Below are 12,991 nucleotides of genomic sequence, written 5' to 3'. Positions count from 1 at the left end.
CGTGCACGCACGTCGACAGTTGATCGTCCGTTCCATCGCCATCGCCGCCGCGCTTGCCGCCGGCGCACCCGGTCTCGCGTTGGCGCAGGCCAAGCTCAAGGTTGCGGCGGTGTACACCGTGCCCTTCGAGCAGCAATGGGTGGGCCGCATCCACAAGGCCCTGAAGGCCGCGGAGGCCCGTGGCGAGATCGAATACAAGGCGACCGAGAACGTGGCCAACGCCGACTACGAACGCGTGATGCGCGAGTACGCCACGGCCGGCAACCAGCTGATCCTGGGCGAGGTCTTCGGCGTCGAAGCCGCCGCCCGCAAGGTGGCCAAGGACTTTCCGAAGGTTGCCTTCCTGATGGGTTCGTCGCTCAAGCCGCAGGCGCCGAACTTCAGCGTGTTCGACAACTACATCCAGGAGCCGGCCTACTTGAGCGGCATGGTCGCGGGCGGCATGACCAAGACCAACAAGATCGGCATGGTCGGCGGCTTCCCGATCCCGGAAGTGAACCGGCTGATGAACGCCTTCATGGCCGGCGCCAAGGAAACCAACCCGAAGGTCGAGTTCAGCGTGAGCTTCATCAACAGCTGGTTCGACCCGCCCAAGGCCAAGGAAGCCGCCTTCGCCATGATCGACAAGGGCGCCGACGTGATGTACGCCGAGCGCTTCGGCGTGAGCGACGCGGCCAAGGAAAAGGGCAAGCTCGCCATCGGCAACGTGATCGACACGCAGGCCCAGTACCCCGACACGGTGGTGGCTTCGGCCCTGTGGAACTTCGAGCCCTCGGCCGACCGCGCGATCAAGCTGGTGAAGGAAGGCAAGTTCGCCGCCGAGGACTACGGCCCGTACTCCATGATGAAGTTCAAGGGCTCCGAACTCGCACCGCTGGGCACTTTCGAGAAGAAAGTTCCGGCCGAGATCGTGACCAAGGTGAAAGCCAAGCAGGCCGACATCCTGGCGGGCAAGTACACCGTGAAGGTGGACGACGGCCAGCCGAAGTCGACGGCGAAGTGAAAGGCGTTGTCCGCCGAGTCGCCCGACTCGGCGCCGCGCTGCTGATCGGTCTGACGCTGGCCGGCTGCGCCAGCGCACCGCCCGCGGGTGCCGTGCGGCTCGACAACACGCCACGCCTGGCGGTCGTGTCGGCCTTCGCACCCGAACTGGCACTGCTGCGCGCCCGGTTGCAGCAGCCCGCGTCGTACAGCGTCAACGGCGTCGAGTTCGTCACCGGCACGCTCGAGGGCAAGCCGGTCGTGCTGTTCCTCTCGGGCATCAGCATGACCAACGCGGCCATGAACACGCAGCTGGTGCTCGACCGATTCGCGGTCAGCGGCATCGTCTTCAGCGGCATCGCCGGCGGCGTCAACCCGGCGCTGCACATCGGCGACGTGACGGTGCCTGCGCAGTGGGGCCAGTACCTGGAGGTGCTGATGGCGCGCGAGACCGCGCCGGGCCTGTACAGCCCGCGGCCCACGCGCGATGCGGTGCGCCTGCCCAACTTCGGGATGATGTACCCGGGCACCGTCCACGTGCGCTCCGCCGCAGGCGGTGCCGAGCGCAAGTTCTGGTTCGAGGTCGACCCGGCGATGCTGGCCACCGCCCGCAACATCGCCAGCGTCGAACTGGCCCTGTGCGACAGCGCCCGCCACTGCCTGGACACGCGACCGAAGCTGGTGATCGGCGGCAACGGCGTCTCCGGCCCGGCCTTCGTCGACAACGCGGCCTTCCGCGACTACACCTTCAACACCTTCCAGGCCAACGTGCTCGACATGGAGACCGCGGCGGTCGGCATGGTGGCGTACGCCAACGGCGTGCCCTACATCGCCTTCCGCTCGCTCAGCGACCTGGCCGGCGGCGGCCAGGGCGAGAACGAGATGCGGACCTTCATGAACATCGCGGCCGACAACGCCGCGAAGGTGCTGCTGGCCTTCCTGGCGGCGTGGAAGTGAACGCCACCGCATCCGCCGCGCCGGTGCTCCGGCTGCAGGGCATCACCAAGCGCTTCGGCGCCCTCACCGCCAACGACGCGATCTCGCTCGACCTGCACGCGGGCGAGGTGCTGGCGCTGCTCGGCGAGAACGGCGCGGGCAAGTCGACGCTGATGTCGATTTTGTTCGGCCACTACACGGCCGACGAAGGCGACATTGAGGTCTTCGGCCGGCCGCTGGCCCCCGGCAACCCCAAGGCCGCACTGGCCGCGGGCATCGGCATGGTGCACCAGCACTTCACGCTGGCCGACAACCTGAGCGTGCTCGACAACGTGCTGATGGGCACCGAGCCGCTGTGGCAACCCTTCTCGCGCCGCAGCGCTGCGCGCGCCCGGCTGCTGGCGGTGGCGCAGCGCTTCGGCCTGCCGGTGCAGCCGGATGCGCGCATCGGCGACCTGTCGGTCGGCGAGCGGCAGCGCGTGGAAATCGTCAAGGCGCTGTACCGCGGCGCGCGCATCCTGATCCTCGACGAGCCGACCGCCGTGCTCACGCCGCAGGAGAGTGAGGCGCTCTTCGCCACGCTCGCGCAGATGGTGGCGCAGGGCCTGTCAATCATCTTCATCAGCCACAAGCTCGGCGAGGTGCTGCGCGTGTCGCAGCGCATCGCCGTGCTGCGCGGCGGCAAGCTGGTGGCGGAGGCGCGTGCGGCCGACACCACGCAGGCCGAACTGGCGCTGTGGATGGTCGGCCATGCGGTCGAGAAGACCGCGCGGCGACCGGCGCACACGGTCGGTGATGCGGTCTGCGTGCTCGACCATGTGTCGACCACCGGCAGCGGCCACGACCGGCTCGACGACGTCACGCTCACGCTGAAGGCCGGCGAGATCGTCGCCATCGCCGGCGTGTCCGGCAACGGCCAGGTGGCGCTCGCCGAACTGCTGAGCGGCACCCGCAAGACCACACGCGGCACGGTCACGCTGATGGGCCGCGCACTGCCGCCCTCCCCTGCCCAGCTGGTGCCGCGCGGCGTCGCGCGCATCCCCGAAGACCGCCACGCCGTGGGCGTGATCGGCGACCTGCCGGTGTGGGAAAACGCCGTGTCCGAACGCCTGCGCAGCCCGGCGTTCTCGCGCTGGAGCCCGCTCGGCCGCTGGGTGCGCCGTGCCGCGGCGCGCGCGCATGCGCTGCGTGTGGAGAAGGCGTACGACGTGCGCGGCGCCGGCCTGCAGTCGCCGGCGCGTTCGCTCTCCGGCGGCAACATGCAGAAGCTGATCCTCGGCCGCGCGCTGATGGCACCCGAATCGGCCAGCGGCCCGCGCAAGCCGCCGCGGCTGATCGTCGCGCACCAGCCGACCTGGGGCCTGGACATCGGCGCCGTCGCGTACGTGCAGCAGCAACTGATCGCCGCGCGTGATGCCGGTGCGGCGGTGCTGATGATTTCCGACGACCTCGACGAAGTGCTGGCGCTGGGCGACCGTGTCGCGGTGATGCACGGCGGCCGGCTCGGCGAGCCGCGCCCGGCCGCCGCATGGACGCGCGAAGCCATCGGCCTCGCCATGGCCGGGACGCACGCATGAGGCTCGAACGCCGCCATGAAACCTCGCGCGCCGCGCTCGTGCTCGCGCCCATCGGCGCGGTCGCGTTCACACTGGCCGTCAGCGCGTTGCTGGTGCTGTGGGCGGGCGCGCCGGTGGGACGCACCTATGCGCTGCTGCTGCAGGGCGGCTTCGGCTCGGTGTTCGCCTGGAGCGAGACGCTGACACGCGCCATCCCGCTGATCCTCACCGGCCTGGCCGCGACTGTCGCCTTCAAGGCACGGCTCTTCAACATCGGCGCCGAGGGCCAGCTCTATGCGGGCGCGCTCGCCGCGGTGGCCGTGGGCGGCATGCATGGCGCCACCGGTTTTGAAGCATCGCCGTGGCTGCTGTTCCCGCTGATGATGGGGGCCGCCGCGCTGGCCGGTGCGCTGATGCTGCTCGGCCCGGCGCTGATGAAGAACAAGCTGGGCGTCGACGAGGTCGTGACCACGCTGCTCATCAACTTCATCGTGCTGCTGGCCGTGTCTGCACTGCTCGACGGCCCGATGAAGGACCCGACTGCCATGGGCTGGCCGCAGAGCGTGTCGCTGCAATCCGATCTGGAGTTGAACAAGCTGATCGCGCAGACCCGCGTGCACACCGGGCTGCTTTGGGCCGTGTCGCTCGCGGTCGTCGTGTGGGCGATCTTCAAGCACACGGTGCTCGGCTTCGACATCCGCGCGGTCGGTGCCAATGCGCGCGCCGCCGCCTTCGCCGGCGTGCCGGTGACGCGCACCGTCGTCATGGTTGCGCTGCTCTCGGGCGCGCTGGCCGGGCTGGCGGGCGCCATCGAGGTGGCCGGGCGCACCAGCTACGTCACGCTCGACATGTCGCCGGGCTACGGCTACACCGGCATCGTGATCGCGATGCTGGCGGGCCTGCATCCGCTCGGCGTGATCGCGGCGGGCGTGTTCGTTGCCGGCGTGCTGGTCGGCGCCGACACCATGAGCCGCGCGGTGGGCGTGCCGACCTACATCGCCGACGTGATCGTCGCGGCCTCGCTGATCGCGGTGCTGGTGGCGACGCTGCTCACCCAGTTCCGCGTGCGCATGAAATGAGCGATCTGTTCGACATCCTGTCCAACGCGTCCTTCTGGGTCGCCACGCTGCGCATCGCCACGCCGCTGATCTTCGGCACGCTGGGCGTGCTGCTGTGCGAGCGGGCGGGCGTGCTCAACCTCGGCATCGAGGGGATCATGGTCGCAGGCGCCTTCGCCGGCTGGCTCGCGGTGTACGCCGGTGCGCCGCTGTGGGTCGGCGTCGGTGTGGCGGCGATGACCGGCATGGCGTTCGGGCTGCTGCACGCCTTTCTCACGGTCGGGCTCGCGCTGTCGCAGCACGTCTCGGGGCTGGGCATCACGCTGCTGGCGACCGCGCTCAGCTACTACGGCTACCGCGTGAGTTTTCCCAAGGTGAACACGCCGCCGACGGTCACGCCCTTCGCGCCGATGGAATGGCTGCCCATCCCCGTGCTGGCCGCGCAGACGCCGCTCACCCTGCTGGCCCTGGTGCTGGTGCCGCTGGTCGCGTGGGCGCTCTACCGCACGCCGGTCGGGCTGGCGGTGCGCATGGTCGGCGAGAACCCGCAGGCGGCCGAAGGCCAGGGCGTGTCGGTTGCGGCCACGCGCACCGGCGCCATCGTCGCGGGCTCGGCGCTGATGGGGGTGGCGGGGTCCTTCCTTACCTTATCGGCCTTCAATGCGTTTTTCTTCAACATGGTCAACGGCCGCGGCTGGATCTGCGTGGCGCTGGTCGTGTTCGCGTCGTGGCGGCCGGGCAAGGCGCTGCTCGGCGCCCTGCTCTTCGCCTTCTTTGACGCGCTGCAGTTGCGGCTGCAGCAATCGGGCGACGCGGTGCTGCCCTACCAGCTCTACCTGATGCTGCCGTACCTGCTGTCGATCCTGGCGCTGGTGCTGGTGGCGCGCAAGGCCAGCTACCCCCAGGCGCTGATGAAGCCGTACCGCAAGGGCGAGCGTTGAGGCCTGCCGCGGCCGTTACCGCGAAAAAATGCGCAGACCGGAGTCGGTGCCGGTCCGCCAAACGCAGGAAACAAACGTTAGTCAACGAATAACCGACTGCTCCCGCTGCGCTTCGATGCGCGAACGTTCGACCGACCCGATGGAATCCGCTCCCTCCAAGCCCCTTGCGACGCCAGCCCTCTGGCTCGGTGTCTGGTGGCCGCGCCTGCGTCCCTGGCTGCTGGCCGCTGCGGGCCTGGCGCTGTGTGCGCTGATGGCCAAGGCGCTGCACGGCTTCATGAACGAGGTGCGCTACGACGAGGTGATGAAGGCCGTCTCGGCCACGCCGGACCTGAACATTGCGATGGCCGTGCTGGCGACCGCCCTCAGCTACCTGATCCTGGCCGGCTACGACTTCTCGGCGCTCGGCTACGCCCACGCCAAGGTGCCGCGCCCGACGGTGTTCGTCACCTCCTTCGTGGCCTATGCACTGTCCAACACCATCGGCCTGGGGCCGCTGACCGGTGGCGCCATCCGCACGCGGATGTACACCGCCGCCGGGCTGACGCCGCACCAGATCGCGCAGGTCATCGTCTTCAACCTGATCGCCTTCGGCCTCGGCATCACGGCCTTCGGCGCACTGAGCGTGCTGTGGGGCGCCCGCGAGGTCGCGCCGCTGCTGCACCTGCCGGCCGTGCTGCTGCAGGTGGCAGCTGCGGCAGCGCTGCTGGCGCTGGGCGCCTTCCTGTGGCTCTGCACGCGGCGGCGGGTGCTCAGCATCGGGCCGCGCTGGACGATGCGCCTGCCGACGGCGGAGTTGGCGGTGCGCCAGCTGGTCATCTCGGCGGTCGAGCTGGGCACCTCGGCGGCGGCGCTGTGGTTCCTGCTGCCCGACGGGCAGATCAGCCTGCCGACCTTCATCATCTTCTACGCCATCGCCATCGCTGCCGGCATCGTGAGCCATGTGCCGGGCGGTGTCGGCGTGTTCGAGGCGGTGATGCTGCTGGCCACCCAGTCGCACATGGCCACCGACGCGATGCTCGGCGCGCTGCTGCTCAACCGGGGGATCTACTACGTGCTGCCGCTGGTGGTGGCCACGGCCCTGGTCGTCGCCTACGAAGTGCGTTCGGGCGTGGCCGCCCCCATCGCGCGGGCCGCGGTGCGCCTGAGCCCCCGGCTGCTGGCCGCCCTCGCGCTGGTGGCCGGCATCTGGCTGCTGGTGTCGGGCGTCACGCCGCTCACCGAAGACGCCAAGGACCTGCTGGCCACGCTGCACGTGCCGCTGCCGCTGATCGAGGCCTCGCACTTCCTGGGCAGCATCGCCGGGCTGGGCTTCGTGCTGGTGGCGCGCGGCCTGTTTCACCGGCTCGATGCCGCCTGGTGGGCCGCCTTCGTGCTGTCGGTCATCTCCGCGGTGCTCGCGCTGCCCAAGGGGATCGCGTTGAACGAAGCCGCTCTGCTGTCGACGCTGGCCGTGCTGCTGCTGATGTCGCGGCGGCAGTTCGACCGGCCGTCCTCGCTGTTCGCCCAGCGCCTGGAGCCCGGCTGGCTGCTCACGCTGGCCGGCGTGCTGATCGCCTGCACCTGGCTGCTGGTCTTCGCCTACCAGGAGGTGCGCTACACCAACCGCCTGTGGTGGCAGTTCGAGCTCGACGCGGAAGCACCGCGCTCGCTGCGCGCGCTGCTCGCCGTCGAACTGGCGGCGCTGGCCCTGGGCCTCTGGCAGCTGTTGCGGCCGACGGCCAGCAGCCCCCTGGCACGCCCGAGCGCCGCCGAGCTCGACCGTGCCGCCGCGATCGTGCGGGCGAACCCGTCCTCGGAAGGCTGCTACGCGCTGACCGGCGACAAGCAGCTGATGTTCTCGCCCTCGGGCAACAGCTTCCTCATGTTCGGCCGGCAAGGCCGTTCGTGGATATCGCTCTTCGGGCCCATCGGCGACAAACGCGAGTGGGCCGACCTGGTATGGCGCTTCGTCGAACTCGCGACCTCCAACGGCGGCCGGCCGGCTTTCTACCAGGTGCGGCCGTCCACCCTGCCGCTCTACCTGGACTGTGGCCTGCACGCCTTCAAGCTCGGCGAGTACGCCCAGATCGAACTGCAGGACTTCAACCTCAAGGGCGCCAAGCGCGCGAACCTGCGCTCGGGCATGAACCGCGGCGAGCGCGAAGGCCTGGTGTTCGAGGTGCTCGCCCCGGCACAGGTCGATGCCGTGATGGCCGAGCTGCGCGCCGTGTCCGACGCCTGGCTCGAGCGCCAGGCCACGCGCGAAAAAGGCTTCTCGGTCGGCCGTTTCGACGAGGACTACCTGCGCCGCCTGCCGGTGGCCGTGGTGCGGCGCGAGGGCCGCGTGATCGCCTTCGCCAGCCTGCAGATGACCGAGGCCGCCGAGGACGCGGGTGTCGACCTGATGCGCTACGCGCCCGACGCACCGCCCGGCACCATGGACTACCTCTTCGCCAAGGTCCTGCTGCACATGCAGGAGCGCGGCTTCCGCAACTTCGGCCTGGGCATGTCGCCGATGGCCGGCATGGCCACGCGCCCGCGCGCACCGCGCTGGCAGCGCCTGGGCCGGCTGCTGTTCACCTACGGCGAGCGCTTCTACAGCTTCCGCGGCCTGTACAACTACAAGGACAAGTTCGAGCCGAGCTGGGAAGCGCGCTACCTCACCGCGCCGGGCGGCATCTCGCCGCTGCTGGTGCTGGCCGACGTGGCGGCGCTGATCGGCGACGGCGGCCCCCCCGAAGCCGCCTCGAAGTTCTCGATGAAGAAGCCGTTCCGCAAACACGGCGTGCGCGAGCTCTGCATGCTCGCGATCTGCAGCATCGCTTTGCTGGTGCCGGCCTTCAGCCGTGCGCAGGCCCAGCCGCTGGCGGCGCCGTCGGCCAGCACCGTGTCGCACGGGCAGTTCGACAACATCCTGCTGCTGCGCCCGGCCGGCACGGTGCAGCAGTTCGTGATGCTCTTCACCGGCGGTGAAGCGCCCGCGCCGGGCGACCGTCAGCTGGCCGACACGATGGTCGCGCGCGGCGCCATGGTGGCGCTGGTGCCGCTCGACCCGTTCTACCGCCGGCTCGCGGCCGACAGCCAGGTGTCCAAGTGCGTCTACGGCGGCGGCTCGGTCGACAACTTCGCGCGCCACGTTCAGGCGCAGGACCGGATGCAGACCTACATCGAACCCATCCTGGTCGGCACGGGCGCTGCCGCGGCCTTCCCGTATGTGCTGTTGGCACAGTCGCCGGCCGACAACTTCACCGGCGCGCTGTCGGTCGGCTTCTGCCCGCGCATGACCCTGCCGATGCCGCTGTGCACGGCCAACGAATTCAAGTTTCGCACCGCCGCTGACAAGGGCATCGAGTTCGAGCCGGCCAAGCGACTGGTCGCACCCTGGAGCGCGACGCCGCCCGCCCCGGCGGCCGCCTGCCCCGCCACCTCGGTGGCCGCATCACCGGCCGCCTTCGTCAAGGCGGTGCCCGACGCCACCTGGGTCGCGCCCTCGACCGCCGGCGCGGCCGACGCCCTGCCCGCCGGCTTCGTCGCGGCCTACGAGAAGCTCGCGTCGCAGCGCGCCGCGCTCGGCGCGCCACCCGCACAACTGTCTGACCTGCCGGTGGTCGAAGTGCCGGCCAAGACGCCGGGCAAGCGCTTCGCGGTGCTGATCTCGGGCGACGGCGGATGGGCCTCCATCGACAAGGCGCTCGCCGCGGCGCTCGCGAAGGACGGCGTGCCGGTGGTCGGCATCGATTCGCTGCGCTACTTCTGGAAGGCCCGCACGCCCGAAGGCCTGACCGAGGACATGGACCGCGTGATCCGCTATTACGCCGCACGCTGGCAGCGCAGCGAGGTCGTGTTCATCGGCTTCAGCCAGGGCGCCGACGTGCTGCCCTTCGTCTACAACCGGCTGCCGCAGCGCACGCGGGACAGCATCCGGCTGAACGTGCTGCTGGCGCCCGGCCAGAAGGCGGCTTTCGAGTTCCATGTGGCGAACTGGCTCGGCAAGAGCGGCGACAAGCCGATCCTGCCGGAGGCCGTCAAGCTGAAGGCCGCCAACACCGTGTGCTTCTATGGCACCGACGAGAAGGCCGATGCGCTGTGCCCGCTGCTCGACGCGTCGCAGAGCCGCACCGTGGCGATGCCGGGTGGGCATCACCTGGGCGGCGACTACGGCGCGCTGGCGGCGCAGATGCTGGGCTTCCTGCCGAAGTGAGCGGCGCGGCGGCCGCGCCCGCTCAGAAGTTCTTCAGCGAATCGAGCTGCGCCTGCGTCAAGCCACGCTGGTAGGCGAAGTCGGTGCGGAAGTTGTTGGCGATCGCCGCCGCTGCGGTGTCGACCTCGGTCGCGCGTGCGCTCGCGTCCAGCGCCGTCAGACGCGTGTCGGTCCCGGTCAGCACCAGGAAGTTGATGAGCGTGACCATGCCGCCGGCCGGCACCGTGAGGTTGAACGCCACGCCGATGTTCTCGTCACCATCGGGGGTGCCGACCGCCGTCGCCGAGGTGTACACGACGCTGTCCGCCGCGCCGAAGATCCAGCCGACGTCGCGGTCGCCGGTGCCGCCGTCCCAGGTGCTGAGCGCCTTGCCCGTGGCGCCAGGTGTGGGATAGATGATCCCGTAGTAGTCCGAACCGAGGTTGGTCCAATACGTCACCGCGGCCGTGATCGGTGCGCCGGTCGGGTTGAAGTACACGTCGGTCATGCGACCCCACAGCTGGTTGGGCTGCGTGTAGAAGCTGCGCTGCACCTGCAGGCCATTGAGAAAACGCACGCCGGAACTGACGTTCTGCGACACCTTCTCCACCGGCACGGTCCAACCCAGGGCGCCCGCCTCGAAGTCGCCGTTGACGACGAACTCGGCGTTGGTCGTCGTGTCCTTCACCGAGACGTCGTCCAGCTGCGTGCCCCAGTAGGCCAAACGCTGCTCGAAGGACAGCACCACGGTCTGCCCGGCGAACGCACTCAGCGATGCCGTTCCCCAGCTCCCGCTGGTGGTGGTGTTGGTGGTGGTGGTGTCACTCCGGAAGAGCGTCGACAGCAACGCGCCGCTCAGGTCGCGAACCACCACCTGCAGGAAAAGCGGCTCGTTGGCCACGTTGCTCAAACTCGAGCCTCCCTGAGCGCCGCCGCTCCAGGTCAGCGACACGCCATGGCCGGCCGCAGCCGTCAGGTCGAGCGTCTGCTGCAGCCGCGCGTTCGGCACCGGGTGCAGCGTCGCGGAGGCCGTGCCCGCGATCAGGAACTGCGGATCCGTGGCGAATGACACCCTCTTCACGCCCTCGGGCGCGCCCATCTCCGGGCCCATCGCGGTGAGTTCGGTGTAATCCTGGTCGCTGGGAAACGACACCACCGTGCCAGCCACATCGACGCTCACCATCAATGCGCCGTCGAGTTGGTCGTTCGAACCATCGCCGATCGAGAAGTCCGCGTACAGGTCCCAGCAATTGGCCTGCCCGGGCGCCATATAGCTGTCGCCATCGGTGGCCTCGAGCGTCTGCAGGAACACCGTCGCCGCGGGCAGCGCGGTGGCCGTGGCCAGTTGCGGCCCGGGGGGTGGCGCGGTTGGTGCGGGTGGGGGCGCCGGTTCGGGGGCTGGCGCCGGCGCTGGCGGAACGACCTCCGGCAAGGGCGATGCCGTCGCCACCGGTGTGGGTGTGGGCGCCGATGCGGAGTCGCCTCCACCGCCACAACCGTAAAGAGACGCCACGGCGGCGCCCACCATCGACAACGAGAACGTACGACGATCCATTTTTTCCTCCCTGCTACAAAATTCTTGTACCGTCCCGACCCCTTGTGGCCTGTGCCAACGAGGTTCTAGAAACGGTCTGCGCTGAATGTAACGAGCCGTTTAGCAATCGCAAAACACTGCAATGCGGCTTATTTCACGGATGACGCAAAAACTTTGTCCATCTTTGAGTGCGCGGTGTTGCGCGGTGGGCCGTCAAAGGCTCGGGCGGCATGGCGACGCCGGCGTGCGCAGCAAGGCGGCCACCCCCGGCAACGCCATCTCATCGCCGGGTGCCAGCTCGATGCGCACGTCCAGCGGCCCCGGGGCGCCGAAGGACTCCGCCCCCGAGTCGATGCGGCCGAGCACATGGAAGCCGCCGCTGATCGCCTGGCCGTCCTGGGCGTGGAGGATGGCCAGGTCGGGCCCGGCCGACCAGCAGACGATGTCACCCACCTCGTAGGGGCGCGTGCGCAGTTCTGCCGCCGGCATGGCACCCGGCAACGGGCCGAACTTTTCGCGGCCGAACAGGCCGTGCAGCGTGATCGCGAGCGGCAGCATGGCCGCGAAGGCGTGGGCCGCGCCGTTGTCGGCCAGGGTGGCGGGAATGACCCGGCCATCGAGCGTCAGATGAATCTTCATGGTGGACCTCGTCAGGGCGTCCCACGCGCGGTGCGCAGGACGGGCGCCGCCCGCGGCACCGCAGCGGCGGTGCCACGTTGACGGCATCGGATGGGCCGGCGCGAAGGCCCGCAGGGGCGCGCCTCGGGGGGTCAGCGCAGGGCCGTCAACGGCCCAGCTGCCCCAGTTGCATCTCACGCAATCGCTTCACGTCGCGTGCCGGCGGCAGGCCGAAGAAGCGGCTGTACTCGCGGTTGAACTGCGACTGGCTTTCATAGCCCACGCGATGGCCGGCGGTGGCGGCGTCGAGGCGTTCGCTGATCATGATGCGGCGCGACTCCTGCAGCCGCAGCTGCTTCTGGAACTGCAGCGGGCTCATCGACGTCACCGCCTTGAAATGCTGGTGCAGTGACGACACGCTCATGTGGATCGCCTCGGCCAGGTCCTCCATGCGCAGGGGCTCGCGAAAACGTTGCGACAGCAGACCGATGGCCTGCGCGATGCGCTGGCTGTGGCTGTCGACCACGGCCATTTGCGCGAGCCGCCACCCGTCGCTCGAGCGCATCAGTCGGTAGAGGATCTCGCGCGAGACCAGCGGTGCGAGCGCGGCCACATCCTCCGGCGTGTCGAGCAGCTTGACCAGGCGCAGCACCGGGTCGAGCAGCGTGGTCGACAGCTCGCCGGTGAAGATGCCGCGCTCCGGCGCACTGGGGGGCGACGCGTCGCCCAGGCCGAACTCGAGCGCGAGGGCGGCGATGTCCTTCACGTCGAAGAGAAGGCGAAGGCCCAGATATGGCGACTCGGGCGAGGCGTCGATCACCTGCCCCGACACCGGCAGGTTCTGCGAGGCCACGAGATAGCGGCTGCCGTCGTAGATGTAGACCTCGTTGCCCAGCAGCACGCGCTTGCTGCCCTGCGCCAGCACGCAGAAGGCCGGCTCGTACATGGCGTGCACCGGGTGCTGCATCTGCGAAAACCGCGCCAGCGCGAGCCGCGGAATCGCCGTTTCGTGCGAACCGTCCACCCGTGTCAGGCGATCGATGGTCGCGGCCAGTTCGGCCCGCATCACCGTGACCTGCATCTGGTCGATGGGACGCTCGGTGCGCAGCGATGGAGGGGTGGATGTCAGCATGGACCGAAGCTTAGGCGGCGCGGCGCGGCCTGTCTCTACCCCGGCGCGTTTGGTGGACCATCGTGCAAACATC

General features: G+C 69.6%; 9 protein-coding genes. 6 read left to right on the top strand and 3 right to left on the bottom strand.

The window, feature by feature from the left end; translation table 11 throughout:
* Window position 1: 1 nt before the first annotated feature.
* From ACSFA2_RS14800 to mprF, 6 genes are all read left to right on the top strand, one after another.
* On the top strand, window positions 2-1,003 hold the full coding sequence (locus tag ACSFA2_RS14800) for a BMP family protein (RefSeq protein WP_435456071.1): 1,002 nt from the start codon (window positions 2-4) through the stop codon (window positions 1,001-1,003).
* Window positions 1,000-1,938, top strand: a complete 939-nt coding sequence (locus tag ACSFA2_RS14795) for a 5'-methylthioadenosine/S-adenosylhomocysteine nucleosidase (RefSeq protein ID WP_435456070.1) — start codon at window positions 1,000-1,002, stop codon at window positions 1,936-1,938. Before ACSFA2_RS14800 ends, ACSFA2_RS14795 begins: the two co-directional genes overlap by 4 nt.
* Complete coding sequence (locus ACSFA2_RS14790) at window positions 1,929-3,494, top strand: ABC transporter ATP-binding protein (RefSeq protein WP_435456069.1); 1,566 nt, start codon at window positions 1,929-1,931, stop codon at window positions 3,492-3,494. Before ACSFA2_RS14795 ends, ACSFA2_RS14790 begins: the two co-directional genes overlap by 10 nt.
* Window positions 3,491-4,552 (top strand): ABC transporter permease, encoded by a 1,062-nt coding sequence (locus tag ACSFA2_RS14785; RefSeq protein ID WP_435456068.1) that lies wholly within the window; start codon window positions 3,491-3,493, stop codon window positions 4,550-4,552. The genes ACSFA2_RS14790 and ACSFA2_RS14785 overlap by 4 nt, the downstream gene beginning before the upstream one ends.
* Entirely contained in the window at window positions 4,549-5,472 is a 924-nt protein-coding gene (locus ACSFA2_RS14780; protein WP_435456067.1) for an ABC transporter permease, read from the top strand. Before ACSFA2_RS14785 ends, ACSFA2_RS14780 begins: the two co-directional genes overlap by 4 nt.
* A gap of 139 nt (window positions 5,473-5,611) precedes the next feature.
* Window positions 5,612-9,655, top strand: a complete 4,044-nt coding sequence (gene mprF, locus ACSFA2_RS14775) for a bifunctional lysylphosphatidylglycerol flippase/synthetase MprF (RefSeq protein WP_435456066.1) — start codon at window positions 5,612-5,614, stop codon at window positions 9,653-9,655.
* A gap of 22 nt (window positions 9,656-9,677) precedes the next feature.
* On the opposite strand, the gene ACSFA2_RS14770 is transcribed toward mprF, so the two are convergent.
* From ACSFA2_RS14770 to ACSFA2_RS14760, 3 genes are all read right to left on the bottom strand, one after another.
* Window positions 9,678-11,189 carry an immunoglobulin domain-containing protein gene (locus ACSFA2_RS14770; RefSeq protein ID WP_435456065.1) on the bottom strand — a complete coding sequence of 504 codons (1,512 nt, stop codon included), beginning with the start codon at window positions 11,187-11,189 and terminating at the stop codon, window positions 9,678-9,680.
* A 192-nt stretch (window positions 11,190-11,381) separates the two neighbouring features.
* Window positions 11,382-11,807: a cyclophilin-like fold protein gene (locus ACSFA2_RS14765; RefSeq protein ID WP_435456064.1), complete on the bottom strand. Its 426-nt coding sequence runs from the start codon at window positions 11,805-11,807 to the stop codon at window positions 11,382-11,384.
* A gap of 145 nt (window positions 11,808-11,952) precedes the next feature.
* The gene (locus ACSFA2_RS14760) at window positions 11,953-12,918 is read right to left on the bottom strand and encodes an AraC family transcriptional regulator (RefSeq protein WP_435456063.1); all 966 of its coding nucleotides are present in this window, start codon (window positions 12,916-12,918) and stop codon (window positions 11,953-11,955) included.
* Between the last annotated feature and the right edge of the window lie 73 nt (window positions 12,919-12,991).

Origin of the sequence: Variovorax cryoconiti (assembly GCF_051216395.1) — a bacterium.
GTDB lineage: Bacteria > Pseudomonadota > Gammaproteobacteria > Burkholderiales > Burkholderiaceae_C > Variovorax.
The sequence above is the reverse complement of the archived record's forward strand: the minus strand, read 5'-3'. Positions and strand labels throughout refer to the sequence as shown.